Consider the following 25,182-nt stretch of genomic DNA (forward strand, 5'->3'; position numbering starts at 1 on the left):
CGGTCAGGATCGTTCGATATCGGACGAGGACTGAGAAATGGGTATCCGCAAGTACAAGCCGACGACTCCGGGCCGTCGTGGCTCCAGCGTCGCCGACTTCGTCGAGGTCACGCGGTCCACGCCGGAGAAGTCGCTGGTCCGTCCCCTGCACAGCAAGGGCGGCCGTAACAATTCCGGTCGTGTGACCGTCCGCCACCAGGGCGGTGGCCACAAGCGCGCCTACCGCGTGATCGACTTCCGTCGTCACGACAAGGACGGCGTGCCGGCGAAGGTCGCGCACATCGAGTACGACCCCAACCGCACCGCGCGCATCGCGCTCCTGCACTACGCGGACGGCGAGAAGCGCTACATCCTCGCGCCGCGTGGCCTGAACCAGGGCGACCGCGTCGAGAACGGTCCCGGGGCCGACATCAAGCCGGGCAACAACCTTGCCCTGCGCAACATCCCCGTGGGTACGACGCTGCACGCCATCGAGCTGCGTCCCGGCGGCGGCGCCAAGTTCGCCCGCTCCGCCGGCGCCTCGGTGCAGCTGCTCGCGAAGGAGGGCACCATGGCCCACCTCCGCATGCCCTCCGGTGAGATCCGCCTGGTCGACCAGCGCTGCCGCGCCACGGTCGGCGAGGTCGGCAACGCCGAGCAGAGCAACATCAACTGGGGCAAGGCGGGCCGCAAGCGGTGGCTGGGCGTCCGCCCGACCGTCCGCGGTGTCGTCATGAACCCGGTGGACCACCCGCACGGTGGTGGTGAGGGCCGGACCTCCGGTGGCCGTCACCCCGTGTCCCCCTGGGGCAAGAAGGAAGGCCGTACTCGTTCGCCCAAGAAGGCGTCGAACAAGTACATCGTCCGCCGCCGCAAGACGAACAAGAAGCGCTAAGGACGGGTTGAGATGCCTCGTAGCTTGAAGAAGGGACCCTTCGTCGACGACCACCTGATCAAGAAGGTGGACTCGCAGAACGAAGCCGGTACCAAGAACGTCATCAAGACCTGGTCCCGTCGCTCGATGATCGTCCCGGCGATGCTGGGCCACACGATCGCGGTGCACAACGGCAAGACCCACATCCCGGTGTTTGTCACCGAGTCGATGGTCGGCCACAAGCTCGGCGAGTTCTCGCCGACCCGCACCTTCCGGGGCCACGTCAAGGACGACCGGAAGTCGAAGCGCCGCTAGTCGGCGGGGTGCAATCGACCATGACAGACACTGAAGGGACAACCATGGAAGCCAGGGCCCAGGCGCGGTACATCCGCGTCACGCCCATGAAGGCCCGCCGCGTGGTGGACCTCATCCGTGGCATGGACGCCACGGAGGCTCAGGCGGTCCTGCGTTTCGCCCCGCAGGCCGCGAGCGTGCCGGTGGGCAAGGTGCTGGACAGCGCCATTGCCAACGCCGCGCACAACTACGACCACACCGATGTCGACAGCCTCTTCATTTCCGAGGCCTACGTCGACGAGGGCCCGACCCTGAAGCGGTTCCGTCCGCGCGCCCAGGGCCGCGCCTACCGGATCCGCAAGCGGACCAGCCACATCACCGTGGTCGTCAGCAGCAAGGAAGGAACCCGGTAATGGGCCAGAAGGTTAACCCGCATGGGTTCCGGCTCGGTGTCACGACCGACTTCAAGTCGCGTTGGTACGCCGACAAGCTGTACAAGGACTACGTCAAGGAAGACGTCGCCATCCGTCGGATGATGACGTCCGGCATGGAGCGCGCCGGCATCTCCAAGGTCGAGATCGAGCGCACCCGCGACCGTGTGCGTGTGGACATCCACACCGCGCGTCCGGGCATCGTGATCGGCCGCCGTGGCGCCGAGGCCGACCGCATCCGCGGCGACCTCGAGAAGCTCACCGGCAAGCAGGTCCAGCTGAACATCCTCGAGGTCAAGAACCCCGAGACCGACGCTCAGCTGGTCGCCCAGGCCGTCGCCGAGCAGCTCTCCTCCCGCGTCTCCTTCCGCCGCGCCATGCGTAAGAGCATGCAGTCGGCCATGAAGGCGGGCGCCAAGGGCATCAAGATCCAGTGCGGTGGCCGCCTCGGTGGCGCCGAGATGTCCCGCTCGGAGTTCTACCGCGAGGGCCGTGTGCCCCTGCACACGCTCCGCGCGAACGTGGACTACGGCTTCTTCGAGGCCAAGACGACCTTCGGCCGCATCGGCGTGAAGGTCTGGATCTACAAGGGCGACGTCAAGAACATCGCCGAGGTCCGCGCCGAGAACGCCGCTGCCCGCGCCGGCAACCGCCCGGCCCGTGGCGGTGCCGACCGCCCGGCCCGTGGTGGCCGCGGTGGCGAGCGTGGCGGTCGCGGTCGCAAGCCGCAGCAGGCTCCCGCTGCCGAGGCCCCCAAGGCCGAGGCTCCGGCGGCCGCTCCGGCTGAGAGCACCGGAACGGAGGCCTGACCACCATGCTGATCCCCCGTAGGGTCAAGCACCGCAAGCAGCACCACCCGAAGCGCAACGGCATGTCGAAGGGTGGCACGCAGGTTGCGTTCGGCGAGTACGGCATCCAGGCGCTCACCCCGGCGTACGTGACGAACCGTCAGATCGAAGCGGCTCGTATCGCCATGACCCGCCACATCAAGCGTGGCGGCAAGGTCTGGATCAACATCTACCCGGACCGCCCCCTCACCAAGAAGCCGGCCGAGACCCGCATGGGTTCCGGTAAGGGCTCCCCGGAGTGGTGGGTGGCCAACGTCAAGCCCGGACGCGTCATGTTCGAGCTGTCGTACCCCAACGAGAAGATCGCGCGCGAGGCCCTGACCCGTGCGGCTCACAAGCTGCCGATGAAGTGCAAGATCGTCAAGCGCGAGGCAGGTGAAGCGTGATGTCGGCCGGTACCAAGGCGTCAGAGCTGCGCGAGCTGGGCAACGAGGAGCTTCTGGCGAAGCTCCGCGAGGCCAAGGAAGAGCTGTTCAACCTCCGCTTCCAGGCGGCCACGGGTCAGCTCGAGAACCACGGTCGGCTCAAGGCCGTCCGCAAGGACATCGCGCGGATCTACACCCTGATGCGTGAGCGCGAGCTGGGCATCGAGACGGTGGAGAGCGCATGAGCGAGAACAACGTGACTGAAGAGACGAAGGCCGCCCGCGGTTTCCGTAAGACCCGTGAGGGTCTGGTCGTCAGCGACAAGATGGACAAGACCGTCGTCGTCGCCGTCGAGGACCGCGTCAAGCACGCGCTGTACGGCAAGGTCATCCGCCGTACCAACAAGCTCAAGGCGCACGACGAGCAGAACGCCGCCGGTGTCGGCGACCGCGTCCTCCTCATGGAGACCCGGCCGCTGTCCGCCACGAAGCGCTGGCGCGTCGTCGAGATCCTCGAGAAGGCCAAGTAGGTAATTCCCGCAAGGGAATTCCAAACAGTACGTTCCTGCGGGGCATTCCTCGCAGGACAGTTCCGCCAGGCTCCGGGGGCCGTTCCTGAACGGCCCCCGGGGAACCGGCAGACAAACAGGAGATAGACGTGATCCAGCAGGAGTCGCGACTGCGTGTCGCCGACAACACTGGTGCGAAGGAAATCCTTTGCATCCGTGTGCTCGGTGGCTCCGGTCGCCGCTACGCGGGCATCGGTGACGTCATCGTCGCCACCGTCAAGGACGCGATCCCCGGTGGCAACGTGAAGAAGGGTGACGTCGTCAAGGCGGTCATCGTTCGCACCGTCAAGGAGCGCCGCCGTCCGGACGGCTCGTACATCCGCTTCGACGAGAACGCCGCCGTCATTCTGAAGAACGACGGCGACCCTCGCGGCACCCGTATCTTCGGCCCCGTGGGCCGTGAGCTGCGCGAGAAGAAGTTCATGAAGATCATCTCCCTCGCGCCGGAGGTGCTGTGAGCATGAAGATCAAGAAGGGCGACCTGGTTCAGGTCATCACCGGTAAGGACAAGGGCAAGCAGGGCAAGGTCATCGCGGCCTTCCCCCGCGAGGACCGCGTCCTGGTCGAGGGTGTCAACCGGGTCAAGAAGCACACCAAGGCCGGTCCGACCGCAGGCGGTTCGCAGGCCGGCGGCATCGTGACCACCGAGGCCCCGATCCACGTCTCCAACGTCCAGCTGGTCGTGGAGAAGGACGGCAACAAGGTCGTCACGCGCGTCGGTTACCGCTTCGACGACGAGGGCAACAAGATCCGCGTTGCCAAGCGGACGGGTGAGGACATCTGATGACGACCACCACCACTCCGCGTCTGAAGACGAAGTACCGCGAGGAGATCGCGGGCAAGCTGCGTGAGCAGTTCTCCTACGAGAACGTCATGCAGGTTCCCGGCCTCGTCAAGATCGTGGTCAACATGGGTGTGGGCGACGCCGCCCGCGACTCCAAGCTGATCGAGGGCGCCATCCGCGACCTCACCACGATCACCGGTCAGAAGCCGGCCGTCACCAAGGCCCGCAAGTCCATCGCGCAGTTCAAGCTGCGTGAGGGCCAGCCGATCGGTGCCCACGTCACCCTCCGTGGCGACCGCATGTGGGAGTTCCTGGACCGCACCCTGTCGCTCGCGCTCCCGCGCATCCGCGACTTCCGCGGTCTGTCCCCCAAGCAGTTCGACGGCCGGGGCAACTACACCTTCGGTCTCACGGAGCAGGTCATGTTCCACGAGATCGACCAGGACAAGATCGACCGTGTCCGGGGTATGGACATCACCGTGGTGACCACGGCGACCAACGACGAAGAGGGCCGTGCCCTTCTCCGTCACCTCGGCTTCCCGTTCAAGGAGGCGTGAGCGAGATGGCGAAGAAGGCTCTCATCGCGAAGGCTGCTCGCAAGCCCAAGTTCGGAGTGCGCGGCTACACCCGCTGCCAGCGCTGCGGCCGTCCGCACTCCGTGTACCGCAAGTTCGGCCTGTGCCGCGTCTGCCTTCGTGAGATGGCTCACCGTGGCGAGCTGCCGGGCGTGACCAAGAGCTCCTGGTAGTCGGGTACTTCCCCACTCCCAGGACTCTCGGTAAGCAACTGGGGCGGCAGGACGCCCACTCCCCATGGCTTAGGCTTGTGGGGTTGGGCGCCTGCCGTGCCCATACGACTTACTACGCCGTAGGTCCACCGCGCCGCACCCGTCCCGTCTCGGATCGGGGAGAGGGATGGCGCACCAGGAAACCCCGGCGAGAGAGGCCGAAGGCCAATTCATGACCATGACTGATCCGATCGCAGACATGCTTACGCGTCTGCGGAACGCGAACTCGGCGTACCACGACACCGTGGCGATGCCGCACTCGAAGATCAAGTCGCACATCGCGGAGATCCTCCAGCAGGAGGGCTTCATCACGGGCTGGAAGGTCGAGGACGCCGAGGTCGGCAAGAGTCTCGTCCTGGACCTCAAGTTCGGTCCCAACCGTGAGCGCTCCATCGCGGGCATCAAGCGGATCTCCAAGCCCGGTCTCCGGGTGTACGCGAAGTCCACCAACCTGCCGAAGGTGCTGGGCGGCCTCGGCGTGGCGATCATCTCCACGTCGCACGGGCTCCTCACCGACAAGCAGGCCGGCAAGAAGGGCGTGGGTGGGGAAGTCCTCGCCTACGTCTGGTAGCGGAAGGGAACGGAGGAAACAGCTATGTCGCGCATCGGCAAGCTCCCCATCGCGGTTCCCGCCGGCGTGGACGTCACCATCGACGGCCGTACGGTTTCGGTCAAGGGCCCCAAGGGCTCGCTGACCCACACCGTCGTGGCGCCGATCGAGATCGCCAAGGGTGAGGACGGCGTTCTGAACGTCACCCGCCCCAACGACGAGCGTCAGAACAAGGCCCTGCACGGCCTGTCCCGCACGCTGGTGGCGAACATGATCACCGGCGTGACCCAGGGTTACGTGAAGAAGCTCGAGATCAGCGGTGTCGGTTACCGCGTTGTCGCCAAGGGTTCGAACCTGGAGTTCTCCCTCGGCTACAGCCACCCGATCACGGTCGAGGCCCCCGAGGGCATCACCTTCAAGGTGGAGGCCCCCACCCGTTTCTCGGTCGAGGGCATCGACAAGCAGAAGGTCGGCGAGGTTGCGGCCAACATCCGCAAGCTGCGCAAGCCCGACCCGTACAAGGCCAAGGGCGTCAAGTACGAGGGCGAAGTCATCCGCCGCAAGGTCGGAAAGGCGGGTAAGTAAGCCATGGCATACGGGCAGAAGATCCTCAAGGGCGACGCCTACAAGCGTGCTGCTATCAAGCGTCGTCACATCCGGATCCGCAAGAAGGTCGCCGGCACCGCCGAGCGTCCTCGCCTGGTCGTGACTCGTTCCAACCGCCACATCGTGGCGCAGGTGATCGACGACCTGAAGGGTCACACCCTGGCGTCGGCGTCCACCCTGGACGCGTCCGTCCGCGGTGGCGAGGGCGACAAGTCCGCGCAGGCCAAGCAGGTCGGCGCCCTGGTCGCCGAGCGCGCCAAGGCCGCCGGTGTCGAGGCCGTCGTGTTCGACCGTGGTGGCAACCAGTACGCCGGGCGCATCGCCGCTCTGGCGGACGCCGCCCGCGAAGCCGGACTGAAGTTCTGAGCCGGTTCCGTAGCTAGCGGAAACAGAGAGAGGTAATTCCAATGGCTGGACCCCAGCGCCGCGGTGGCGGTGCCGGTGGCGGCGAGCGGCGGGACCGGAAGGGCCGTGACGGCGGCGCAGCTGCCGCCGAGAAGACCGCATACGTTGAGCGCGTCGTCGCGATCAACCGTGTCGCCAAGGTTGTGAAGGGTGGTCGTCGCTTCAGCTTCACCGCGCTGGTCGTGGTGGGCGACGGTGACGGCACCGTGGGTGTCGGATACGGCAAGGCCAAGGAGGTGCCGGCCGCCATCGCCAAGGGTGTTGAGGAGGCCAAGAAGCACTTCTTCAAGGTCCCCCGCATCCAGGGCACCATCCCGCACCCCATCCAGGGTGAGAAGGCTGCCGGCGTCGTGCTGCTCAAGCCCGCGTCGCCCGGTACCGGTGTGATCGCCGGTGGTCCGGTGCGCGCCGTGCTCGAGTGCGCCGGTATCCACGACGTGCTGTCGAAGTCGCTCGGCTCCGACAACCAGATCAACATCGTGCACGCGACCGTGGAGGCTCTCAAGGGCCTGCAGCGTCCCGAGGAGATCGCGGCCCGCCGCGGTCTGCCCCTCGAGGACGTCGCTCCCGCGGCTCTTCTCCGTGCGCGTGCCGGGGCGGGTGCGTAATCATGGCGCAGCTCAAGATTACGCAGGTCAAGTCCTACATCGGCAGCAAGCAGAACCACCGTGACACCCTGCGCTCCCTTGGTCTCAAGGGCATCAACACGCAGGTCGTCAAGGAGGATCGTCCCGAGTTCCGCGGCATGGTGCACACCGTCCGCCACCTCGTGACGGTCGAGGAGGTCGACTGATCATGGCGGAGAACAACCCGCTCAAGATCCACAACCTCCGTCCCGCCCCCGGTGCCAAGACCGCGAAGACCCGTGTCGGTCGTGGTGAGGCGTCGAAGGGTAAGACGGCCGGTCGTGGTACCAAGGGCACCAAGGCCCGTTACCAGGTTCCGGAGCGCTTCGAGGGTGGGCAGATGCCCCTCCACATGCGTCTCCCGAAGCTCAAGGGCTTCAAGAACCCGTTCAAGACCGAGTTCCAGGTCGTGAACCTGGACAAGCTCGCCTCCCTCTACCCCGAGGGCGGAGAGGTCACGGTCGAGGACCTGGTCGCCAAGGGCGCCGTACGCAAGAACAGCCTCGTCAAGGTCCTGGGCCAGGGCGAGATCTCCGTGGCGCTGCAGGTGACGGTCGACGCCGTCTCCGGCTCCGCCAAGGAGAAGATCACCGCCGCCGGCGGTACCGTCACCGAGCTCGTCTGACCCGTCAGGTGTCTTGATGACGTAGAGCGATCCCGACCGGGGATACCCCACAAATGGGGTATCCCCGGTTGGTCGTTCCTAGGGCGGCAGTCTCGCCGGTAAGGTGGCCTGCGCTGCCCGTTGACCTCGGGCGCCCCACGCGGGGCACTCAGGGCGGCAGTTGACCGTTACGTATTCGTCCTCAGTCGGAATCTCAGACCATCACCCTTGACGCAGTTGCGCGGGGGGTCGCAGGAGGCACCGTGCTCACCGCGTTCGCCCGGGCGTTCAAGACGCCCGACCTGCGCAAGAAGCTGCTCTTCACGCTCGGCATCATCGTGGTGTACCGGGTCGGTACGCACATTCCCATCCCGGGTGTCGACTACCGGAACGTCCAGACCTGTATCGACGCCGCCCAGGCGAACCAGGGTCTGTTCGGTCTGGTGAACATGTTCAGCGGCGGTGCGCTGCTCCAGATCACGGTCTTCGCGCTCGGCATCATGCCGTACATCACGGCGAGCATCATTCTGCAGCTGCTGACCGTGGTGATCCCGCGCCTGGAAGCCCTCAAGAAGGAGGGACAGGCCGGCACGGCGAAGATCACGCAGTACACCCGTTACCTGACGGTCGCGCTCGCCATCCTGCAGGGCACCGGCCTGGTGGCCACCGCCCGCAGCGGCGCCCTCTTCCAGGGCTGCCCGGTCGCGGGCCAGATCGTCCCCGACCAGTCGATCTTCGTGACCATCACCATGGTCATCACCATGACCGCCGGTACGGCCATGGTCATGTGGCTCGGTGAGCTCATCACCGACCGCGGCGTCGGCAACGGCATGTCGATCCTGATGTTCATCTCGATCGCCGCCACCTTCCCCTCCGCCCTGTGGGCCATCAAGGAGCAGGGCAGCCTGGCGGGCGGCTGGATCGAGTTCGGCACCGTCATCGCCGTGGGCCTGGTCATGGTCGGCCTGGTCGTCTTCGTCGAGCAGGCCCAGCGCAGGATCCCCGTCCAGTACGCGAAGCGCATGATCGGGCGCCGCTCCTACGGCGGCACGTCCACCTACATCCCGCTGAAGGTGAACCAGGCCGGTGTGATCCCGGTCATCTTCGCCTCGTCGCTGCTGTACATCCCGGCGCTGATCGCGCAGTTCTCCAGCGGCACCTCAGGCTGGAAGACCTGGATCGAGTCGCACCTCGTCCGCGGTGACCACCCGATCTACGTGACGCTGTACTTCTTGCTCATCGTGTTCTTCGCGTTCTTCTACGTGGCGATCTCGTTCAACCCCGAGGAAGTCGCGGACAACATGAAGAAGTATGGTGGCTTCATCCCGGGCATCCGGGCTGGCCGACCGACCGCTGAGTACCTGAGTTACGTACTCAACCGGATCACCTGGCCGGGTTCGCTGTACTTGGGGTTGATCGCTCTCGTACCGACGATGGCGTTGGTTGGTTTCGGGGCGAACCAGAACTTCCCGTTCGGCGGGACCAGCATCCTGATCATCGTGGGTGTCGGTCTCGAGACCGTGAAGCAGATCGAGAGCCAGCTCCAGCAGCGCAATTACGAAGGGTTCCTCCGCTGATGCGAATCGTCCTCGTCGGGCCGCCGGGTGCTGGGAAGGGCACGCAGGCAACCCGCCTTGCCGAGAAACTGCGCATCCCGCACATCTCCACGGGCGACCTGTTCCGCGCCAACATCAGCCGGCAGACCGAGCTCGGGAAGCTCGCGAAGTCCTACATGGACGCCGGTAACCTCGTCCCCGACGAGGTCACCATCGCCATGGCCAAGGACCGCATGGAGCAGCCCGACGCCGAGGGCGGTTTCCTGCTGGACGGCTTCCCGCGCAACGTGTCGCAGGCCGAGGCGCTGGACGAGCTGCTGAAGACCGAGGGCATCAAGCTGGACGCGGTGCTCGACCTCGAGGCCCCCGAGGACGAGGTCGTGAAGCGGATCGCCGGCCGGCGCGTCTGCCGCAAGGACTCCGCGCACGTGTTCCACGTGACCTACAGCCCCTCGAAGCAGGAGGGCGTCTGCGACGTCTGCGGTGGCGAGCTGTACCAGCGTGACGACGACTCCGAGGAGACCGTCCGCACGCGGCTGGAGGTCTACCACACGCAGACCGAGCCGATCATCGACTACTACCGGGCCCAGGGCCTGGTGGTGACCATCTCCGCGATGGGTCCCGTCGACGAGGTCACCGGCCGGGCGCTGGAGGCGCTGAAGAGCCGCCAGTAGCCCCGCTCCCGCCGTTCACAGCCGCGGTTCCCCTCCGAGGGGCCGCGGCTGTGGCGTGGGCGGGACCCGCTTTGCCGCCCCTCGGCGGGAACCGGGGCGGCGGACGCCCGTATCGTTGGAAGCGTTCGTCTTTACCTCTGGTCCAGAAAGGCCGTCGTCCCCATGGTGCAGATCAAGAGCCCTGAGCAGATCGCCAAGATGCGCGAGGCGGGGCTGGTCGTCGCCGCCATCCACGCGGCCACCCGGGAGGCCGCGGTGCCCGGGGCCTCCACGAAGGATCTGGACCAGGTCGCCCGCAAGGTGCTCGCCGAGCACGACGCCAAGCCGAACTTCCTCGGCTACGGCGGCTTCCCCGCCACCATCTGCACCTCGGTGAACGAGGTCGTGGTGCACGGCATCCCGTCCGACGACGTGATCCTCAAGGACGGGGACATCATCTCCGTCGACTGCGGCGCGATCATCGACGGCTGGCACGGCGACGCCGCGTACACCGCGTTCGTCGGCTCGGGTCACTCCCCGGAGCTGATCGAGCTGTCGCGGGTGACCGAGGAGTCGATGTGGGCCGGCATCGCGGCCATGAAGCAGGGCAACAGGCTGGTCGACATCTCCCGGGCCGTCGAGACGTACATCCGCCGCCAGCCCAAGCCCGGCGGCGGCAAGTACGGGATCATCGAGGACTACGGCGGCCACGGCATCGGCACCGAGATGCACATGGACCCGCACCTGCTGAACTACGTGGACCGCAAGCGCGGCAAGGGCCCCAAGCTGGTCCCCGGCTTCTGCCTGGCGATCGAGCCGATGGTCTCCCTCGGGACCCCCCGGACCGAGGTCCTCTCCGACGACTGGACCGTGATCACCACCGACGGCACCTGGTCCTCGCACTGGGAGCACTCGGTCGCCCTGACCGAGCAGGGCCCGCTGGTCCTCACCGCTCCCGACGGCGGCAAGGCGAAGCTCGCCGAGATGGGCATCACGGCGGCGCCGGACCCGCTGGCCTGACGATGGCCGGCGCTCGGTTAAGGATCTCCCGGATGGGGCAGGATCTCTCGATTCGTTTTTCCGGGTGCGCTGACGTAGACTGACTCGTCGGCTCTTGTGCACCCGCATGTCTGCATGTGGTCATGGTGCACGCGAGAGTCGATCAAGGTAGTCGATTCGAAGGGCGAAGCGTGGCCAAGAAGCAAGGTGCCATCGAGATCGAGGGCACTGTCGTCGAGTCTCTTCCGAACGCCATGTTCAGGGTCGAGCTCCAGAACGGCCACCAGGTCCTGGCACACATCAGCGGCAAGATGCGTATGCACTACATCCGCATCCTCCCTGACGACCGGGTCGTGGTGGAGCTGTCTCCGTACGACCTGACGCGTGGCCGGATCGTCTACCGGTACAAGTAGATCTTGCCCGCTCCCCGGCCCGCCGGGGTGATGGCACTGACCCGGAGAACCTCACACCCATGAAGGTCAAGCCGAGCGTCAAGAAGATCTGCGACAAGTGCAGGGTGATCCGCCGTCACGGCCGGGTCATGGTCATCTGCGACAACCCGCGCCACAAGCAGCGCCAGGGCTGACCGCAGCACTGATCCACCCTCTGCGACTTCCGCAGACTTCGCGCGACGCGAGCAACACACGTTCATACGCAGGACCCGAGCCGCACGGCTCGACACCCCCGGCTCGGAGGCCGGGGACCCGGCCCGTACCTGGTACGGCGGGCGGGGATCCGGTCCTGTGGAAGACCTCCGACAATCAACTGGAGCCATTGAATGGCACGCGTTTCCGGTGTTGACATCCCGCGCGAAAAGCGCGTGGAGATCGCCCTCACCTACGTGTTCGGCATCGGCCGGACCCTTTCGCAGCAGACGCTGGCCGCCACCGGCGTCGACCCGAACACCCGCGTTCGCGACCTCTCCGAGGAGCAGCTCGTCGCGATCCGCGAGTACGTCGACAACAACATCAAGACCGAGGGTGACCTCCGTCGCGAGATCCAGGCCGACATCCGCCGCAAGGTCGAGATCGGTACCTACCAGGGTCTGCGTCACCGTCGCGGTCTGCCCGTCCGCGGTCAGCGCACCAGCACCAACGCGCGTACCCGCAAGGGCCCGCGTCGCGCCATCGCCGGCAAGAAGAAGCCGGGCAAGAAGTAGTCCTCAGCGGACGCTCATCCAGCGGTCTTGCTGCAGGACCGACCACCTCCCGTAGGAGTTATAGATGCCCCCCAAGGGTCGTCAGGGCGCTGCCAAGAAGGTGCGCCGCAAGGAAAAGAAGAACGTCGCTCACGGCCACGCGCACATCAAGAGCACGTTCAACAACACGATCGTCTCGATCACGGACCCGTCCGGCAACGTGATCTCCTGGGCCTCCGCCGGCCACGTCGGCTTCAAGGGCTCCAGGAAGTCCACGCCGTTCGCCGCGCAGATGGCCGCCGAGTCGGCTGCCCGCCGCGCCCAGGAGCACGGCATGCGCAAGGTCGACGTGTTCGTCAAGGGCCCGGGTTCCGGTCGTGAGACCGCCATCCGCTCCCTGCAGGCCACGGGCCTCGAGGTCGGCTCCATCCAGGACGTCACCCCGACCCCGCACAACGGCTGCCGTCCGCCCAAGCGCCGCCGCGTCTGAGGCACCGGTTTCCTGAGGTTCCGGGCGGTACGGCTCGCAAGGGCCGTATCGCCCGTACCCTTGCAGTACCCGCACTTGTCACCGGGTGCGGTTTCCGTCGGGCGTCAAATAGCGGGCGTCCACGAAAGAAGGATCTGATCCACACATGCTGATCGCTCAGCGTCCCTCGTTGACCGAAGAGGTCGTCGACGAATTCCGCTCCCGGTTCGTGATCGAGCCGCTGGAGCCGGGCTTCGGTTACACCCTCGGCAACTCCCTCCGCCGTACCCTCCTGTCGTCGATCCCCGGTGCCGCTGTCACCAGCATCCGCATCGACGGCGTCCTGCACGAGTTCACCACCGTGCCGGGCGTCAAGGAGGACGTCACCGACCTGATCCTCAACATCAAGCAGCTGGTCGTCTCCTCGGAGCACGACGAGCCGGTCGTGATGTACCTGCGCAAGCAGGGCCCGGGTCTGGTCACCGCCGCCGACATCGCGCCCCCGGCCGGTGTCGAGGTGCACAACCCGGACCTCGTCCTCGCCACGCTCAACGGCAAGGGCAAGCTGGAGATGGAGCTGACCGTCGAGCGCGGTCGCGGCTACGTCTCCGCCGTGCAGAACAAGCAGGTCGGCCAGGAGATCGGCCGGATCCCGGTCGACTCGATCTACTCGCCGGTCCTCAAGGTCACCTACAAGGTCGAGGCGACCCGAGTCGAGCAGCGGACCGACTTCGACAAGCTGATCGTCGACGTCGAGACCAAGCAGGCCATGCGCCCGCGTGACGCCATGGCGTCGGCCGGCAAGACCCTGGTCGAGCTGTTCGGTCTCGCCCGCGAGCTGAACATCGACGCCGAGGGCATCGACATGGGTCCGTCCCCGACGGACGCCGCCCTCGCCGCCGACCTGGCGCTGCCGATCGAGGAGCTGGAGCTCACGGTCCGGTCGTACAACTGCCTCAAGCGTGAGGGCATCCACTCCGTGGGTGAGCTCGTCGCGCGGTCCGAGGCGGACCTGCTCGACATCCGCAACTTCGGTGCGAAGTCCATCGACGAGGTCAAGGCCAAGCTGGCCGGCATGGGCCTGGCGCTCAAGGACTCGCCTCCCGGGTTCGACCCGACCGCCGCCGCGGACGCCTTCGGGGCGGACGACGACGCGGACGCCGGGTTCGTGGAGACCGAGCAGTACTGAGCTCGGGACCTGCGGTCCGTTGCTGACTGCCGGCCGGTTTCGGCTGGTCGCGCAGTTCCCCGCGCCCCTTCGGGGGCGCGGGTCCTCCAGGACGTCTGTGAAGGCGTCCTGGATCTCCGACAGGCGTCCGCCTGCTCGGATACTGACTCCGGTACCTGATACGGCCGGGGCAGACACACAGGAGATACATCATGCCGAGGCCCACCAAGGGTGCCCGTATGGGCGGCAGTGCCGCGCACGAGAAGCTGCTTCTCGCGAACCTCGCCAAGGCGCTGTTCGAGCACGGCCGCATCACCACCACCGAGGCGAAGGCGCGCAAGCTGCGTCCCTACGCCGAGCGTCTGGTCACCAAGGCGAAGAAGGGCGACCTTCACAACCGCCGTCAGGTGCTCCAGGTCATCACGGACAAGAGCATCGTCCACACGCTCTTCACCGAGATCGGCCCGCGGTACGAGAACCGTCCCGGTGGCTACACCCGCATCACCAAGATCGGTAACCGCCGTGGCGACAACGCGCCCATGGCCGTCATCGAGCTGGTCGAGGCGCTGACGGTGCAGCAGGCCGCGGTCGGCGAGGCGGAGGCGGCGACCAAGCGGTCCGCCAAGGACGCCGAGGCTGCGGAGGCCGTGGAGACCAAGGTCGACACGACCAAGGGCGACGACGAGGCCGCGGCCGAGGAGTCGAAGGACGCGTAAGCGTTTTTGGCGGGGACTGGGTGGTCGCCTTGGCTGCGGCTCTCGTCGTGGCTGGTCGCGCAGTTCCCCGCGCCCCTTCGGGGCGTACCGGTGGGCCCGCTTCTTTCGAGGAGCGGGCCCGCTTCGTTTGGGAATGGAGTTGTCCGGGTGAGTGGTGTGGTGCGGGTTCGGCTGGATCTTTCCTACGACGGGACCGAGTTCTCCGGGTGGGCCAAGCAGGCCGGCGGGCGGCGGACCGTGCAGGGGGAGATCGAGGACGCGCTGCGGACCGTGACGCGGTCCACGACGACGTACGAGCTGACCGTGGCGGGGCGGACCGACGCCGGTGTGCACGCCCGCGGCCAGGTCGCGCACGTGGACCTGCCGCGCGAGGTGTGGGCCGAGCACCGCACCAAGCTGCTGAAGCGGCTCGCCGGGCGGCTGCCGCGGGACGTACGGGTGTGGGCGCTGCGGGAGGCGCCGAGCGGCTTCGACGCGCGGTTCTCCGCGATCTGGCGGCGCTACGCCTACCGCGTCACCGACAACCCCGGCGGGGTCGACCCGCTGCTGCGCAACCACGTGCTGTGGCACGACTGGCCGCTGGACGTGGACGCCATGAACGAGGCGGCGCGCGGACTGCTGGGCGAACACGACTTCGCCGCCTACTGCAAGCGGCGCGAGGGCGCGACGACGATCCGGACGCTGCAGGAGCTGAGCCTGGTGCGCGGGGACGACGGGATCATCACGGCCACCGTGCGGGCCGACGCCTTCTGCCACAACATGGTGCGCTCGCTGATCGGCGCGCTGCTGTTCGTGGGCGACGGCCACCGCCCGCCGGACTGGCCGGCGAAGGTCCTGGCGGCGGGCGTACGGGACTCGGCGGTCCATGTCGTACGCCCGCACGGCCTGACCCTGGAGGAGGTCGGCTACCCGGCCGACGAGCTGCTCGCGGCGCGCAGTGTCGAGGCGCGCAACAAGCGGACCCTGCCGCCGGCCGGCTGCTGCTGACATCGCGCGGCGGCGCTATCCGACCGCCGCCGCCGACGCCTGCGCCTCGCCCCTGCGGCGGATCTGACGGTACGTGAACTCCTGGAGGTCGTCGCCGGTCTTGAAGACGGCCTTGTCCTTCTCCGTCACGTCCTTGCCGTTGGTGAAGCCGGCCAGGGTGAAGTAGGCGTAACGGCCGTAGGCGTTGGTCGTCGAGCGGCACACCGCGCCGACGCAGAAGTCCTTCACGCCGCCGCCCGACAGCGACTTGACGATGCTTTTCTTGTCCGCCTGCTGCTTGGCCTTCGTCGCCTGCGCCTCGGTAGCGAACACCGCCACGCCCACCGTCACCGCCACGCCGTCCCGGGTGTAGGTGACCCGGATCAGCCGCGTGCACGTGTTGTCGGTGAGGACCTTGGGGAGCGTCGCCTTGGCCGCGGAGCCGCAGTTGGTGGTGTCCGCCGTCGGGCCCTTCTTGTAGACCGTGTCGCCCATGGTCAGCTGCGTGCCCGGGAACAGGATGTCGGGGCTCAGCGGCGCCTTGTCCTTCTGCGCGCTGGCGACGAACTCCTTCGGGTCCAGCGGGGGCGGCGCGCTCGTCGGCGCGAACGACGGGACCGTGCCGGTGGGGCTCGGCAGGTCGGAGGTCCCCGGCAGCTGGGAGGAGGTGCCCGGGGAGGCCTGGTTGCTGCCGTTCGCGGACACGACGGCGACCGCCACGGCCGTGCCTATCGCGACGGTGGCGAGTGCGCCGCCGCCTATGAACAGCAGCCGGCGCCGCTTGGCGCGTGCCTCGGACGCGTCGGCGAGCGCGGCCCAGTCGGGTGACCCGCCGGCGCTGCCGCTGTTCCACTGCTGCTGGGAATTCGGTTTCCAGGGATCCCACTGCTGCGGAGGTCCCCCCTGCCCAAAGCTCATGGGGCGCATCTTAGACGGGGCAAGGGGTGTGCTGGTCCGCCTCAACGGGCCCGCGAGGCCCTAGCGTTGCGTCCATGGCGACGGACAAAAGCGACATCTCCGGGTGGTTGGTGCGACCTGCGGGTGCGCTCTGGTGGGCCGGACTGCTGGCGGTGCTGGGCGCGCTGACGACCCGTACGGTGCTGGTGACCTCGGACGGAGGCATGGACAACAGCATCGTCGTGGACGCGGCGCGCACCTGGCTGGACGGCGGATCGCCGTACGACGACGCGCACTTCCTCTATTTCCCGAGCGCGGTCGTCGCCGCCGCCCCGCAGGCGCTGCTGCCGCGGTCCGTGCTGGACGTCCTGATGCCGGTGCTGGTGACCGTCGCGCTCGTCCTGGGCTGGGTGTGCGCGCTGCTGCTGCACAGGGTCGCGCTGCACAGCAGGCTCGCCGTCCTCGGGCTGACCGGCCTGGCGGTCGGGTTCGCGCCGTTCGCGCAGCTGGTGCGGCTGGGCAACTGGACGGTGACGGCGGTACTGGCGCTGCCCCTGTGCCTGCTGCTGGCGAGCCGGGGCCGGTGGGTGGCGGCGGGCGCGGTGATCGGGGTGGCGGTGGCGCTGAAGCCGCTGCTCGCGCCGATGGCGCTGCTGTTCCTCTTCGCGCGCCGGTGGGGCGCGCTGGCCCTGGTGGTGCTGGTGCCGGCGGCGTCCTCGGTGGTGGCCGCGCTGTTCCTCCCCGATCCCACGGGCTTCCTCACGCAGACCCTGCCCTTCCTGTTCACCGCCGACGACGCCTTCCTGCGGCTCTACGAGGCGGGCCCCGCGGCCGTGCTGCCCCGGCTCGGCGTACCGCAGGCCCTGGCCACGGCGCTGGCGGTGGCCGCCGCCGCGGTGGGCGTGGTCTGCGCGTACCGGCGGTGGCGGGGGTCGGGGCCCGAGGCGCTGCGCCTGTCCGAGACGTCCGCCGGGCTGATGCTGTCCGCGTTCCTGGTGTCCCGGCCGTCCTACAACCACTACCTGCTGGTGGTGCTGCCGCTGCTGCTCGCCGGCCTGCCGTACGCGGGGTCGGTGGCCCGGCGGCCGTGGTTCTGGCTCGCGCTGGTGCCGCAGCTGCCGGGGGTGACCTGGCCGTGGCTGGAGTCGGACAAGCGGCGGGCCTTCCGGGACGCGGTCACGCTGTGTGTGCTGGCGGGGACGGTGGCGTACCACGGTGTGCGGGGGGCGCGCGGGGCGGCGGATCCGGGGGAGGAGCCGAAGGAGTGGCGTTCGCCCGTGGAGGGCGGGGTGCGGCCTTAGACTCGGGGGCGCCCCACGGTCGGCGGGCTCGTTTTGACCCGTCCGGCCGAGCGCGGGTATTCTGCATCTCTGTTGTGTGTAGTGGCTTACTCATTCTCACGTGAGGGGCCCTTACACCGGTCCACCGGGCCGATGACCAGCGACCAGCACGCGGTTTGCGTCACCGCTGTGCGGTCAGGGCTGTCGTGATCGTCTTCGGTGACCTTGTCAGGACCATTCACTGAAGAAGCGAAGGCTACGAACCGTGCGTACGTACAGCCCCAAGCCCGGCGATGTGACGCGCCAGTGGCACGTCATCGACGCTCAGGACGTCGTCCTGGGCCGTCTGGCCTCCACTGCCGCCTCCATCCTGCGTGGCAAGCACAAGCCGATCTACGCCCCTCACGTCGACACCGGTGACTTCGTCATCATCATCAACGCCGACAAGGTGCACCTCTCCGGCAACAAGCGGACCCAGAAGATGGCGTACCGTCACTCGGGCTACCCGGGTGGTCTGCGCTCCGTCCGCTACGACGAGCTGCTTGCCAAGAACCCCGAGAAGGCCATCGAGAAGGCCGTCAAGGGCATGCTCCCCAAGAACACCCTGGGCCGTCAGATGCTCTCGAAGCTGAAGGTCTACTCGGGCGACCAGCACCCGCACGCTGCCCAGCAGCCGGTGCCGTTCGAGATCACCCAGGTCGCGCAGTAAGTCCGGCCACCCCCTAAGACTGAAGAGAATCTGAGGAGAATCGTGGCCGAGACCACTGCCGAGCAGCCGCTCGAAGAGCTTGACATCGACAGCTACACCACCGAGTCGGACGCGCCCGTCGAGGGCGAGTACACCTCGGAGTCCATGGCCTCCCGCTTCGGCGAGCCCCAGCCGGCCGCCGGCCTGGGCCGTCGCAAGAACGCCATCGCCCGTGTCCGGATCGTCCCGGGCACCGGCAAGTGGAAGATCAACGGTCGCACCCTCGAGGACTACTTCCCGAACAAGGTGCACCAGCAGGAAGTCAACGAGCCCTTCAAGGTGCTCGAGCTCGAAGGCCGCTACGACGTCATCGCCCGCATCGCGGGTGGCGGTGTCTCCGGTCAGGCCGGTGCGCTCCGTCTCGGTGTCGCCCGTGCGCTGAACGAGGCGGACGTCGACAACAACCGCGGTCCGCTGAAGAAGGCCGGCTTCCTGCGCCGCGACGACCGTGCGGTCGAGCGGAAGAAGGCCGGTCTGAAGAAGGCCCGCAAGGCCCCGCAGTACAGCAAGCGCTAATCACAGGGCGCTCGCGCGTACTCCGAACGCCCCGGCGGCACGCCAACGTGCTGCCGGGGCGTTCGTTTATTCACTGCCGTGGGCGTATAACGGCACAAGGCGCTCAAACGCTAATGTGATCGGATGGTCGGGCGGTGACGCCGCGGTGTACGCCCGGTGAGGTCGTGGTGCGCGTTCCCGTCGCTCGGGAGCCGCGGACGGTCCGCGACCGTCGAACATTCAACGGTCGAACACAGTAGAAGCTCAGCTTTGTCAGTGGCACAGCCGTCGGCCGTACGGGCCGGTCCATCGCCTCGGCGGGACCTCGGTGGCGGGGCCCTGGACGGCTGTCGATACTGACGCATCCTCAGGAGGACAAGTGGGACGACTCTTCGGCACGGACGGCGTGCGCGGTGTCGCCAACGCGGATCTCACGGCGGAGATGGCGCTCGGCCTCTCCGTGGCCGCGGCGCACGTACTGGCCGAGGCGGGCACGTTCGAAGGGCACCGGCCCACCGCCGTCGTCGGGCGGGACCCGCGCGCCTCCGGTGAGTTCCTGGAGGCCGCCGTGGTCGCCGGCCTCGCCAGCGCGGGTGTGGACGTCCTGCGGGTCGGCGTGCTGCCGACGCCGGCCGTCGCCCACCTCACCGGCGCGCTCGGCGCGGACCTCGGCGTGATGCTCTCCGCGAGCCACAACGCCATGCCGGACAACGGCATCAAGTTCTTCGCCCGCGGAGGGCACAAGCTCGCCGACGAGCTGGAGGACCGGATCGAGGCCGTCTACGCGGAGCACCGCACCGGCGCTCCCTGGGAGCGGCCGACCGGGAGCGGGGTCGGACGTGTGCGGGATCACGAGGAGGGGCTGGACACGTACGTCGCCCACCTCGTGAGCGTGCTGCCGAACCGGCTCGACGGGCTGAAGATCGTGCTGGACGAGGCGCACGGGGCGGCCTCCCTGGCGTCCCCCGAGGCGTTCCGGCAGGCCGGGGCCGAGGTCGTCACCATCGGGGCCGAGCCGGACGGGCTGAACATCAACGACGGCTGCGGGTCCACGCATCTCGCGCAGCTGAAGGCCGCCGTCGTGGAGCACGGGGCCGCGCTGGGGATCGCGCACGACGGTGACGCGGACCGGTGCCTGGCCGTGGACCACACGGGCGAGGAGGTCGACGGGGACCAGATCCTCGCGGTCCTCGCGCTGGCGATGCGGGAGCGGTCCGCGCTGCGGTCCGACACGGTGGTCGCGACCGTGATGTCGAACCTCGGGTTCAAGCTCGCCATGGAGCGGGAGGGGATCCGGCTCGTCCAGACGGCGGTGGGGGACCGGTATGTGCTGGAGGAGATGAAGGAGCACGGGTTCGCCTTGGGCGGCGAGCAGTCCGGGCACGTCATCATCCTCGACCACGCGACGACCGGGGACGGGACGCTGACGGGGCTGCTGCTGGCGGCGCGGGTCGCGGAGAGCGGGCGGTCGTTGCGGGAGCTGGCTTCTGTGATGGAGCGGCTGCCGCAGGTGCTGATCAATGTGCCTGATGTGGACAAGTCGCGGGTGAAGACGTCGGCGGAGCTGGCCACGGCGGTGTCGGAGGCCGAGCGGGAGCTCGGCGAGACGGGGCGGGTTCTGCTTCGTCCGTCGGGGACGGAGCCTCTGGTGCGGGTGATGGTGGAAGCCGCTGACATCGACCAGGCGGGGTCGGTGGCGGGGCGGCTGGCTGATGCGGTGAAGTCGGCGCTGGGCTGAGGGTTGTGCCTGCGGCGCGGGTGCTGTCCGGTGGGGGGTGCGGTGTGACGCCTGCGGCTCTGCCGGGTGGGGCGTGCGGTGTGACGCCTGCGGGTCTGTCCGGTGGGGCGCGTGCGGTGTGCGGCTGTGGGTCTGTCCGGTGGGGGCTGAGGTTTGATGCCTGCGGCGCAGGGTTCTGTGCGGTGGGGGTTGCTGTAGCGCCCACGGTGGGGTGGTGGTGCGGGGCCGCGGCGGGGGCGGTCGTCCTCGGTCTGGCGCGAGAGTGCGTCTCGAGTGGCACAGCGCGCGGACGCGCCAGCCGCTGCGGGCGCCCACCCCCACCCCGTCCCCTCCCCGCCGCGGGCGGCTACCTCCCGCCTACGCCGGGTTCCTCACCTTCGCCGTACGCGGCTACCGGCCCGCGCGGGGCGGCGGGGCACCCGCTCCGTCAACCGCGCGTGCGCGGCCGGCGGCGGCCGCAAGTGTCGCCAACCGCGGGTATTCGTGCCTCCCCCAGTGCCTTGAGGGCCTGGGAGGTGCCCCCAGGGCGATGGAGGTCCCCCCGCTCGAGCGGAGCGCCGAGAGTGGGGGAGGGTGGGCGCGGCGGCACCCTGTGAGCGCCAGGTGCGCAGACACCCCCTGTCCACACCCACGCCGGGTACGTGAATAAGCACCGGGGTGTGCAACACGCCCTGGGCCCGCACCCGCGCCGGGTGGTCAATGCACCCGAGGTGCGAAAGGTGCCGTGACTCGGGGGTCAGAGTTTGCGTAGGCTCAGGCGTTGGACCTTGTGGTCCGGGCCTTTGCGGAGGACCAGCGTCGCCCGGCCCCGCGTGGGGGCGATGTTCTCGACGAGGTTCGGCTTGTTGATGGTCCGCCACATCGTGCCGGCGTAGTCCAGTGCCTCCTCCTCGGACACCTGCGTGTACTTCCGGAAGTACGAGGACGGATCCTGGAACGCCGTGTCCCGCAGCTTGCGGAACCGGTTCAGGTACCACCGCTCGATGTCCTCGGCCCGGGCATCGACGTACACGCTGAAGTCGAAGTAGTCGGCGAGACCGACGCGGGTGCGGCCGTCCTTGCCGGGAAGGGCCGGCTGGAGGACGTTGAGCCCTTCGACGATCAGGATGTCCGGCCGTCGCACCGTGAGTTTCTCGTCCGGGACGATGTCGTAGATGAGGTGGGAGTAGACGGGGGCGGTGACTTCGGCCTTGCCCGCCTTGATGTCGGCGACGAACCGCGTCAGCGCGCGGCGGTCGTAGGACTCGGGGAACCCCTTCCGCGACATCAGGCCGCGTGCCTGGAGTTCCCTCGTGGGCAGCAGGAAGCCGTCCGTGGTGACCAGTTCCACCCGTGGGTGTTCCGGCCAGCGGGACAGCAGGGCCTGGAGAAGGCGCGCCACCGTCGACTTGCCCACGGCGACGGAGCCGGCGACCCCTATGACGAAGGGCGTGCCGGACTGGGAGCCCTTCTCGCCGAGGAACGTGTTGAGCGCCCCCCGCAGGCCGTCGGTGGCGCGGACGTAGAGGTTGAGCAGCCGGGACAACGGCAGATAGATGTCCCGCACCTCGTCGAGGTCGATGACGTCGCCGAGGCCACGCAGCTGCTCGACCTCCGCCGCCGTCAGCGGCAGCGGCGTCTTGTCACGCAACGCGCTCCACTCGGAACGGGTGAGGTCCACGTAGGGAGTCGCCTCCGGCCGCTGCCGGTGGGCGCTCCGGGGCATCGGGGAGACCGGAGAGATCACAGTCCATTGTTAACGGAGTTCGACCGCGGCGACAGGTGGGCTGTGTCACGCCGGATGTCGTGGGGGACCCGATGATCAACTGTGAAGCAGCTGTGTTTAGAGTGCGCGCACGTGATGCGGATCATCACTTCGCACCTTCGAGAAAGAGTTCCTCCGTGAGAACCAGTTCCGTCCGTCGCACCGTGCTCGCCGCCTCCGCCGCCGCGCTGGCCCTGCTCGTCACCGCCTGCGGCGGTTCCGGCGACGACCAGGACACGGCCGACGAGGGCAAGGGCAAGGCCGCGCCCACCGCCTCCTCCGCCGCCCCGGCCAAGGCGCTCACCGCCGCCGAGCTGGAGAAGGCCGCCCTCGCACAGGCGGACGTCAAGAGCGGCAAGGTCGCCACCAAGCTCCCCGCGACGGACGACATCGCCGTCGACAAGGTGGAGACGAAGGACGCCGCCTGCCTGCCGCTGGCGCACGCCCAGGCCGGCGTGGCCCAGGGTGAGCCGGCCGCGTCCGTGAAGCGGTCCTGGACCGGCGACCCGGTGAAGCCGTCCGCGGACACCAAGCCCGAGGACGCGCTGCTGGCCGCGCTGGACACCGAGAAGATGCTCATCAACCTCGCCTCCTACGACGGCGACGGCGCCGAGCAGGCCGTGAAGGGCCTCGTCACGGCGGCCGAGAAGTGCGCGGGCGGGTTCAAGGCCACCGTCGTCGGCGAGCCGCTGGACGTCGCGAAGGTCGCCACCGGCGACGCGCCCGAGGGCGGCGACGAGGGTGCCGCCGTCACGCTGACCGTCGCCGCCGAGGAGGGCGTCGAGGCGCCCGCCAAGATCGTCGTCGTGCGCAAGGGCTCGACCGTGGTCACCTTCAGCGCCGTGAACCTCGCGTCCATGGCGACGGGCAAGGACTTCGAGGTCCCGGCCGACGTCGTAGCCGCCCAGGCCGGCAAGCTCGGCTGACGCGGAACCTCTCCCACCGGTGCCTCGCGCACCGGTGGGAATTTCCGATTTCGGGCACGCGGAGGCCGTTTCCGGCGGCTGACGGACCGTAGGCTGCCGCTCATGTGCGGAATCGTGGGTTATGTGGGGCCGCAGTCGGCGCTCGACGTCGTGACGGCCGGACTGAAGCGGCTGGAGTACCGGGGCTACGACTCGGCGGGCGTCGCCGTGCAGGCCGACGGCGGACTGGCCACGGCGAAGCGGGCCGGGAAGCTGGTCAACCTGGAGAAGGAGCTGAGCGAGCGGCCCCTGCCGGCCGGGACGACCGGGATCGGGCACACCCGGTGGGCCACCCACGGCGGGCCGACCGACGCCAACGCCCACCCGCACCTGGACAACGCGGGCCGGGTCGCCGTCGTCCACAACGGCATCATCGAGAACTTCGCCGCCCTGCGCGAGGAGTTGACCGAGCGCGGGCACGAACTGGGCTCCGAGACCGACACCGAGGTCGTCGCCCATCTGCTCGCCGAGGAGTACTCCGCCTGCGCCGACCTCGCGGAGGCCATGCGGCTGGTGTGCCGGCGGCTGGAGGGCGCCTTCACCCTCGTCGCCGTGCACGCCGACGAGCCCGACGTGGTCGTCGGCGCGCGCCGCAACTCGCCGCTGGTCGTGGGGGTCGGGGAAGGGGAGACGTTCCTCGCCTCCGACGTCGCCGCGTTCATCGCGCACACCCGCGAGGCGATCGAGCTGGGACAGGACCAGGTCGTCGAACTGCGCCGGGACGCGGTGACGGTGACGGACTTCGCCGGGGCCCCGGCCGACGTCCGTGAGTACCACGTCGACTGGGACGCCTCCGCCGCCGAGAAGGGCGGCTACGACTACTTCATGCTCAAGGAGATCGCCGAGCAGCCGAAGGCGGTCGCCGACACCCTGCTCGGCCGCATCGACGGGTCCGGTTCGCTCACCCTGGACGAGGTCCGCATCCCGGCGAACGTGCTGCGCGAGGTCGACAAGGTCGTCATCGTCGCCTGCGGCACCGCCTTCCACGCCGGGCTCATCGCCAAGTACGCCATCGAGCACTGGACGCGGGTGCCGTGCGAGGTGGAGCTCGCGAGCGAGTTCCGCTACCGCGACCCGATCATGGACCAGCAGACCCTGGTCGTCGCCATCTCCCAGTCCGGCGAGACCATGGACACGCTGATGGCGCTGCGGCACGCCCGGGAGCAGGGCGCCAAGGTGCTGGCCATCTGCAACACCAACGGGTCGACCATCCCGCGGGAGTCGGACGCCGTTCTCTACACGCACGCCGGTCCCGAGGTCGCGGTCGCGTCGACGAAGGCCTTTCTGACGCAGCTGGTCGCGTGCTATCTGGTCGCGTTGTACCTGGGACAGGTGCGCGGGACCAAGTACGCCGACGAGATCCGCGCGGTGGTGCGGGACCTCGCCTCGATCTCCGACGCCGTCGACCGGGTCCTGGAGACCATGGAGCCGGTGCGCCGGCTCGCGCGGTCCCTGGCGGAGAAGGACACGGTGCTGTTCCTGGGCCGGCACGTCGGCTACCCGGTGGCGCTGGAGGGTGCGCTGAAGCTCAAGGAACTCGCCTACATGCACGCCGAGGGCTTCGCGGCGGGTGAGCTGAAGCACGGGCCGATCGCCCTGATCGAGGACGACCTGCCGGTGGTGGTCGTGGTGCCGTCGCCGCGCGGGCGGTCCGTGCTGCACGACAAGATCGTGTCCAACATCCAGGAGATCCGGGCACGCGGCGCCCGCACCATCGTGGTCGCGGAGGAGGGGGACGAGGCGGTCGTCCCGTACGCCGACCATCTGATCCGCATCCCGGTCACGCCGACGCTGCTGCAGCCGCTGGTGGCCACGGTGCCGTTGCAGGTGTTCGCCTGCGAGCTGGCGACCGCCCGCGGCAACGAGGTCGACCAGCCGCGGAACCTCGCCAAGTCCGTGACCGTCGAGTAGCGGATGGGGACGGCGGGC

35 protein-coding genes are annotated in these 25,182 nt (G+C 68.5%); 33 read left to right on the forward strand and 2 right to left on the reverse strand.

Features of this window, described 5'->3' with window-relative positions:
- Window positions 1–37: 37 nt before the first annotated feature.
- From rplB to truA, 27 genes are all read left to right on the forward strand, one after another.
- Window positions 38–874, forward strand: coding sequence for a 50S ribosomal protein L2 (gene rplB / locus ACIF8S_RS03005; RefSeq protein WP_033272458.1), 837 nt, complete (start codon window positions 38–40; stop codon window positions 872–874).
- A 12-nt stretch (window positions 875–886) separates the two neighbouring features.
- Window positions 887–1,168 carry a 30S ribosomal protein S19 gene (gene rpsS / locus ACIF8S_RS03010; RefSeq protein WP_031076666.1) on the forward strand — a complete coding sequence of 94 codons (282 nt, stop codon included), beginning with the start codon at window positions 887–889 and terminating at the stop codon, window positions 1,166–1,168.
- A 44-nt stretch (window positions 1,169–1,212) separates the two neighbouring features.
- Window positions 1,213–1,560, forward strand: a complete 348-nt coding sequence (rplV, locus tag ACIF8S_RS03015) for a 50S ribosomal protein L22 (protein ID WP_006130776.1) — start codon at window positions 1,213–1,215, stop codon at window positions 1,558–1,560.
- Window positions 1,560–2,387 carry a 30S ribosomal protein S3 gene (gene rpsC / locus ACIF8S_RS03020; protein ID WP_004927271.1) on the forward strand — a complete coding sequence of 276 codons (828 nt, stop codon included), beginning with the start codon at window positions 1,560–1,562 and terminating at the stop codon, window positions 2,385–2,387. Before rplV ends, rpsC begins: the two co-directional genes overlap by 1 nt.
- 5 nt (window positions 2,388–2,392) lie before the next feature.
- Complete coding sequence (gene rplP / locus ACIF8S_RS03025) at window positions 2,393–2,812, forward strand: 50S ribosomal protein L16 (RefSeq protein ID WP_004984526.1); 420 nt, start codon at window positions 2,393–2,395, stop codon at window positions 2,810–2,812.
- Window positions 2,812–3,036, forward strand: coding sequence for a 50S ribosomal protein L29 (gene rpmC, locus ACIF8S_RS03030; RefSeq protein ID WP_003974259.1), 225 nt, complete (start codon window positions 2,812–2,814; stop codon window positions 3,034–3,036). Before rplP ends, rpmC begins: the two co-directional genes overlap by 1 nt.
- Window positions 3,033–3,320: a 30S ribosomal protein S17 gene (gene rpsQ / locus ACIF8S_RS03035; RefSeq protein ID WP_019526950.1), complete on the forward strand. Its 288-nt coding sequence runs from the start codon at window positions 3,033–3,035 to the stop codon at window positions 3,318–3,320. The genes rpmC and rpsQ overlap by 4 nt, the downstream gene beginning before the upstream one ends.
- A 128-nt stretch (window positions 3,321–3,448) precedes the next feature.
- The gene (gene rplN / locus ACIF8S_RS03040) at window positions 3,449–3,817 is read left to right on the forward strand and encodes a 50S ribosomal protein L14 (RefSeq protein WP_003998823.1); all 369 of its coding nucleotides are present in this window, start codon (window positions 3,449–3,451) and stop codon (window positions 3,815–3,817) included.
- Window positions 3,818–3,819: 2 nt separating this feature from the next.
- Complete coding sequence (rplX, locus tag ACIF8S_RS03045) at window positions 3,820–4,143, forward strand: 50S ribosomal protein L24 (protein WP_024883202.1); 324 nt, start codon at window positions 3,820–3,822, stop codon at window positions 4,141–4,143.
- Window positions 4,143–4,700, forward strand: a complete 558-nt coding sequence (rplE, locus tag ACIF8S_RS03050; protein ID WP_006130773.1) for a 50S ribosomal protein L5 — start codon at window positions 4,143–4,145, stop codon at window positions 4,698–4,700. The genes rplX and rplE overlap by 1 nt, the downstream gene beginning before the upstream one ends.
- Before the next feature lie 5 nt (window positions 4,701–4,705).
- A complete protein-coding gene (locus ACIF8S_RS03055) occupies window positions 4,706–4,891 on the forward strand; it encodes a type Z 30S ribosomal protein S14 (protein ID WP_003948630.1) in 186 nt (61 codons plus the stop codon).
- A 211-nt stretch (window positions 4,892–5,102) separates the two neighbouring features.
- The gene (gene rpsH / locus ACIF8S_RS03060) at window positions 5,103–5,501 is read left to right on the forward strand and encodes a 30S ribosomal protein S8 (RefSeq protein ID WP_024883204.1); all 399 of its coding nucleotides are present in this window, start codon (window positions 5,103–5,105) and stop codon (window positions 5,499–5,501) included.
- Window positions 5,502–5,525: 24 nt separating this feature from the next.
- On the forward strand, window positions 5,526–6,065 hold the full coding sequence (rplF, locus tag ACIF8S_RS03065) for a 50S ribosomal protein L6 (RefSeq protein WP_024883205.1): 540 nt from the start codon (window positions 5,526–5,528) through the stop codon (window positions 6,063–6,065).
- Between the two features lie 3 nt (window positions 6,066–6,068).
- The gene (gene rplR, locus ACIF8S_RS03070; RefSeq protein ID WP_004927235.1) at window positions 6,069–6,452 is read left to right on the forward strand and encodes a 50S ribosomal protein L18; all 384 of its coding nucleotides are present in this window, start codon (window positions 6,069–6,071) and stop codon (window positions 6,450–6,452) included.
- A 41-nt stretch (window positions 6,453–6,493) separates the two neighbouring features.
- Window positions 6,494–7,099, forward strand: a complete 606-nt coding sequence (gene rpsE / locus ACIF8S_RS03075) for a 30S ribosomal protein S5 (RefSeq protein ID WP_004927232.1) — start codon at window positions 6,494–6,496, stop codon at window positions 7,097–7,099.
- A 2-nt stretch (window positions 7,100–7,101) separates the two neighbouring features.
- Window positions 7,102–7,284 carry a 50S ribosomal protein L30 gene (rpmD, locus tag ACIF8S_RS03080; RefSeq protein WP_003974250.1) on the forward strand — a complete coding sequence of 61 codons (183 nt, stop codon included), beginning with the start codon at window positions 7,102–7,104 and terminating at the stop codon, window positions 7,282–7,284.
- Between the two features lie 2 nt (window positions 7,285–7,286).
- Complete coding sequence (gene rplO / locus ACIF8S_RS03085) at window positions 7,287–7,742, forward strand: 50S ribosomal protein L15 (RefSeq protein WP_024883206.1); 456 nt, start codon at window positions 7,287–7,289, stop codon at window positions 7,740–7,742.
- Window positions 7,743–7,984: 242 nt separating this feature from the next.
- Window positions 7,985–9,298: a preprotein translocase subunit SecY gene (secY, locus tag ACIF8S_RS03090; protein ID WP_024883207.1), complete on the forward strand. Its 1,314-nt coding sequence runs from the start codon at window positions 7,985–7,987 to the stop codon at window positions 9,296–9,298.
- Window positions 9,298–9,951, forward strand: coding sequence for an adenylate kinase (locus ACIF8S_RS03095; RefSeq protein ID WP_399996970.1), 654 nt, complete (start codon window positions 9,298–9,300; stop codon window positions 9,949–9,951). Before secY ends, ACIF8S_RS03095 begins: the two co-directional genes overlap by 1 nt.
- 162 nt (window positions 9,952–10,113) lie before the next feature.
- Complete coding sequence (gene map, locus ACIF8S_RS03100; RefSeq protein WP_399996971.1) at window positions 10,114–10,950, forward strand: type I methionyl aminopeptidase; 837 nt, start codon at window positions 10,114–10,116, stop codon at window positions 10,948–10,950.
- A 170-nt stretch (window positions 10,951–11,120) separates the two neighbouring features.
- Window positions 11,121–11,342 carry a translation initiation factor IF-1 gene (gene infA, locus ACIF8S_RS03105; protein ID WP_004927214.1) on the forward strand — a complete coding sequence of 74 codons (222 nt, stop codon included), beginning with the start codon at window positions 11,121–11,123 and terminating at the stop codon, window positions 11,340–11,342.
- A 59-nt stretch (window positions 11,343–11,401) separates the two neighbouring features.
- Entirely contained in the window at window positions 11,402–11,515 is a 114-nt protein-coding gene (rpmJ, locus tag ACIF8S_RS03110) for a 50S ribosomal protein L36 (protein WP_003974245.1), read from the forward strand.
- Window positions 11,516–11,707: 192 nt separating this feature from the next.
- Complete coding sequence (rpsM, locus tag ACIF8S_RS03115) at window positions 11,708–12,088, forward strand: 30S ribosomal protein S13 (RefSeq protein ID WP_004984507.1); 381 nt, start codon at window positions 11,708–11,710, stop codon at window positions 12,086–12,088.
- 64 nt (window positions 12,089–12,152) lie between these two features.
- Complete coding sequence (gene rpsK / locus ACIF8S_RS03120; protein ID WP_003956432.1) at window positions 12,153–12,557, forward strand: 30S ribosomal protein S11; 405 nt, start codon at window positions 12,153–12,155, stop codon at window positions 12,555–12,557.
- Between the two features lie 145 nt (window positions 12,558–12,702).
- On the forward strand, window positions 12,703–13,725 hold the full coding sequence (locus ACIF8S_RS03125; protein WP_003966937.1) for a DNA-directed RNA polymerase subunit alpha: 1,023 nt from the start codon (window positions 12,703–12,705) through the stop codon (window positions 13,723–13,725).
- A gap of 191 nt (window positions 13,726–13,916) precedes the next feature.
- Window positions 13,917–14,420, forward strand: a complete 504-nt coding sequence (gene rplQ / locus ACIF8S_RS03130; RefSeq protein WP_399996973.1) for a 50S ribosomal protein L17 — start codon at window positions 13,917–13,919, stop codon at window positions 14,418–14,420.
- 147 nt (window positions 14,421–14,567) lie between these two features.
- Window positions 14,568–15,407 carry a tRNA pseudouridine(38-40) synthase TruA gene (gene truA, locus ACIF8S_RS03135; RefSeq protein ID WP_399996974.1) on the forward strand — a complete coding sequence of 280 codons (840 nt, stop codon included), beginning with the start codon at window positions 14,568–14,570 and terminating at the stop codon, window positions 15,405–15,407.
- A gap of 15 nt (window positions 15,408–15,422) precedes the next feature.
- Here the strand turns inward: truA and ACIF8S_RS03140 are convergent, their stop codons facing one another.
- Window positions 15,423–16,304: a hypothetical protein gene (locus tag ACIF8S_RS03140; RefSeq protein WP_399996975.1), complete on the reverse strand. Its 882-nt coding sequence runs from the start codon at window positions 16,302–16,304 to the stop codon at window positions 15,423–15,425.
- 74 nt (window positions 16,305–16,378) lie between these two features.
- Between ACIF8S_RS03140 and ACIF8S_RS03145 the strand changes: the two genes are divergently transcribed.
- The 4 genes from ACIF8S_RS03145 to glmM all read left to right on the forward strand — a co-directional run bounded on the left by ACIF8S_RS03145 (window position 16,379) and on the right by glmM (window position 20,544).
- Window positions 16,379–17,584: a glycosyltransferase family 87 protein gene (locus tag ACIF8S_RS03145; protein ID WP_399996976.1), complete on the forward strand. Its 1,206-nt coding sequence runs from the start codon at window positions 16,379–16,381 to the stop codon at window positions 17,582–17,584.
- A gap of 244 nt (window positions 17,585–17,828) precedes the next feature.
- Window positions 17,829–18,272: a 50S ribosomal protein L13 gene (gene rplM / locus ACIF8S_RS03150; RefSeq protein ID WP_019526965.1), complete on the forward strand. Its 444-nt coding sequence runs from the start codon at window positions 17,829–17,831 to the stop codon at window positions 18,270–18,272.
- A gap of 42 nt (window positions 18,273–18,314) precedes the next feature.
- Window positions 18,315–18,827 carry a 30S ribosomal protein S9 gene (gene rpsI / locus ACIF8S_RS03155; protein WP_033272447.1) on the forward strand — a complete coding sequence of 171 codons (513 nt, stop codon included), beginning with the start codon at window positions 18,315–18,317 and terminating at the stop codon, window positions 18,825–18,827.
- Window positions 18,828–19,185: 358 nt separating this feature from the next.
- Entirely contained in the window at window positions 19,186–20,544 is a 1,359-nt protein-coding gene (gene glmM / locus ACIF8S_RS03160) for a phosphoglucosamine mutase (RefSeq protein ID WP_399996978.1), read from the forward strand.
- Window positions 20,545–21,280: 736 nt separating this feature from the next.
- Here glmM and coaA read toward each other — a convergent pair.
- Window positions 21,281–22,249, reverse strand: a complete 969-nt coding sequence (gene coaA, locus ACIF8S_RS03165; RefSeq protein ID WP_349790919.1) for a type I pantothenate kinase — start codon at window positions 22,247–22,249, stop codon at window positions 21,281–21,283.
- A 176-nt stretch (window positions 22,250–22,425) separates the two neighbouring features.
- Here coaA and ACIF8S_RS03170 point away from each other — a divergent pair, with 176 nt between their 5' ends.
- Together ACIF8S_RS03170 and glmS are read left to right on the forward strand one after the other, a co-directional pair.
- The gene (locus tag ACIF8S_RS03170) at window positions 22,426–23,214 is read left to right on the forward strand and encodes a hypothetical protein (RefSeq protein WP_399996979.1); all 789 of its coding nucleotides are present in this window, start codon (window positions 22,426–22,428) and stop codon (window positions 23,212–23,214) included.
- Window positions 23,215–23,316: 102 nt separating this feature from the next.
- Window positions 23,317–25,164 carry a glutamine--fructose-6-phosphate transaminase (isomerizing) gene (glmS, locus tag ACIF8S_RS03175; RefSeq protein WP_399996980.1) on the forward strand — a complete coding sequence of 616 codons (1,848 nt, stop codon included), beginning with the start codon at window positions 23,317–23,319 and terminating at the stop codon, window positions 25,162–25,164.
- Window positions 25,165–25,182: the final 18 nt, after the last annotated feature.

Source organism: Streptomyces sp. NPDC085937, assembly GCF_044540535.1.
Classification (GTDB): Bacteria; Actinomycetota; Actinomycetes; order Streptomycetales; family Streptomycetaceae; genus Streptomyces.

Excerpts from the sequence above, each read along its gene's own strand:
- rplB (WP_033272458.1), top strand. The coding sequence starts at position 38 with ATGGGTATCCGCAAGTACAAGCCGACGACTCCGGGCCGTCGTGGCTCC.
- rpsS (WP_031076666.1), top strand. The coding sequence starts at position 887 with ATGCCTCGTAGCTTGAAGAAGGGACCCTTCGTCGACGACCACCTGATC.
- rplV (WP_006130776.1), top strand. The coding sequence starts at position 1,213 with ATGGAAGCCAGGGCCCAGGCGCGGTACATCCGCGTCACGCCCATGAAG.
- rpsC (WP_004927271.1), top strand. The coding sequence starts at position 1,560 with ATGGGCCAGAAGGTTAACCCGCATGGGTTCCGGCTCGGTGTCACGACC.
- rplP (WP_004984526.1), top strand. The coding sequence starts at position 2,393 with ATGCTGATCCCCCGTAGGGTCAAGCACCGCAAGCAGCACCACCCGAAG.
- rpmC (WP_003974259.1), top strand. The coding sequence starts at position 2,812 with ATGTCGGCCGGTACCAAGGCGTCAGAGCTGCGCGAGCTGGGCAACGAG.
- rpsQ (WP_019526950.1), top strand. The coding sequence starts at position 3,033 with ATGAGCGAGAACAACGTGACTGAAGAGACGAAGGCCGCCCGCGGTTTC.
- rplX (WP_024883202.1), top strand. The coding sequence starts at position 3,820 with ATGAAGATCAAGAAGGGCGACCTGGTTCAGGTCATCACCGGTAAGGAC.
- rplE (WP_006130773.1), top strand. The coding sequence starts at position 4,143 with ATGACGACCACCACCACTCCGCGTCTGAAGACGAAGTACCGCGAGGAG.
- ACIF8S_RS03055 (WP_003948630.1), top strand. The coding sequence starts at position 4,706 with ATGGCGAAGAAGGCTCTCATCGCGAAGGCTGCTCGCAAGCCCAAGTTC.
- rpsH (WP_024883204.1), top strand. The coding sequence starts at position 5,103 with ATGACCATGACTGATCCGATCGCAGACATGCTTACGCGTCTGCGGAAC.
- rplF (WP_024883205.1), top strand. The coding sequence starts at position 5,526 with ATGTCGCGCATCGGCAAGCTCCCCATCGCGGTTCCCGCCGGCGTGGAC.
- rplR (WP_004927235.1), top strand. The coding sequence starts at position 6,069 with ATGGCATACGGGCAGAAGATCCTCAAGGGCGACGCCTACAAGCGTGCT.
- rpsE (WP_004927232.1), top strand. The coding sequence starts at position 6,494 with ATGGCTGGACCCCAGCGCCGCGGTGGCGGTGCCGGTGGCGGCGAGCGG.
- rpmD (WP_003974250.1), top strand. The coding sequence starts at position 7,102 with ATGGCGCAGCTCAAGATTACGCAGGTCAAGTCCTACATCGGCAGCAAG.
- rplO (WP_024883206.1), top strand. The coding sequence starts at position 7,287 with ATGGCGGAGAACAACCCGCTCAAGATCCACAACCTCCGTCCCGCCCCC.
- ACIF8S_RS03095 (WP_399996970.1), top strand. The coding sequence starts at position 9,298 with ATGCGAATCGTCCTCGTCGGGCCGCCGGGTGCTGGGAAGGGCACGCAG.
- map (WP_399996971.1), top strand. The coding sequence starts at position 10,114 with ATGGTGCAGATCAAGAGCCCTGAGCAGATCGCCAAGATGCGCGAGGCG.
- rpmJ (WP_003974245.1), top strand. The coding sequence starts at position 11,402 with ATGAAGGTCAAGCCGAGCGTCAAGAAGATCTGCGACAAGTGCAGGGTG.
- rpsM (WP_004984507.1), top strand. The coding sequence starts at position 11,708 with ATGGCACGCGTTTCCGGTGTTGACATCCCGCGCGAAAAGCGCGTGGAG.
- rpsK (WP_003956432.1), top strand. The coding sequence starts at position 12,153 with ATGCCCCCCAAGGGTCGTCAGGGCGCTGCCAAGAAGGTGCGCCGCAAG.
- ACIF8S_RS03125 (WP_003966937.1), top strand. The coding sequence starts at position 12,703 with ATGCTGATCGCTCAGCGTCCCTCGTTGACCGAAGAGGTCGTCGACGAA.
- rplQ (WP_399996973.1), top strand. The coding sequence starts at position 13,917 with ATGCCGAGGCCCACCAAGGGTGCCCGTATGGGCGGCAGTGCCGCGCAC.
- ACIF8S_RS03140 (WP_399996975.1), bottom strand. The coding sequence starts at position 16,304 with ATGAGCTTTGGGCAGGGGGGACCTCCGCAGCAGTGGGATCCCTGGAAA.
- ACIF8S_RS03145 (WP_399996976.1), top strand. The coding sequence starts at position 16,379 with ATGGCGACGGACAAAAGCGACATCTCCGGGTGGTTGGTGCGACCTGCG.
- coaA (WP_349790919.1), bottom strand. The coding sequence starts at position 22,249 with ATGCCCCGGAGCGCCCACCGGCAGCGGCCGGAGGCGACTCCCTACGTG.
- glmS (WP_399996980.1), top strand. The coding sequence starts at position 23,317 with ATGTGCGGAATCGTGGGTTATGTGGGGCCGCAGTCGGCGCTCGACGTC.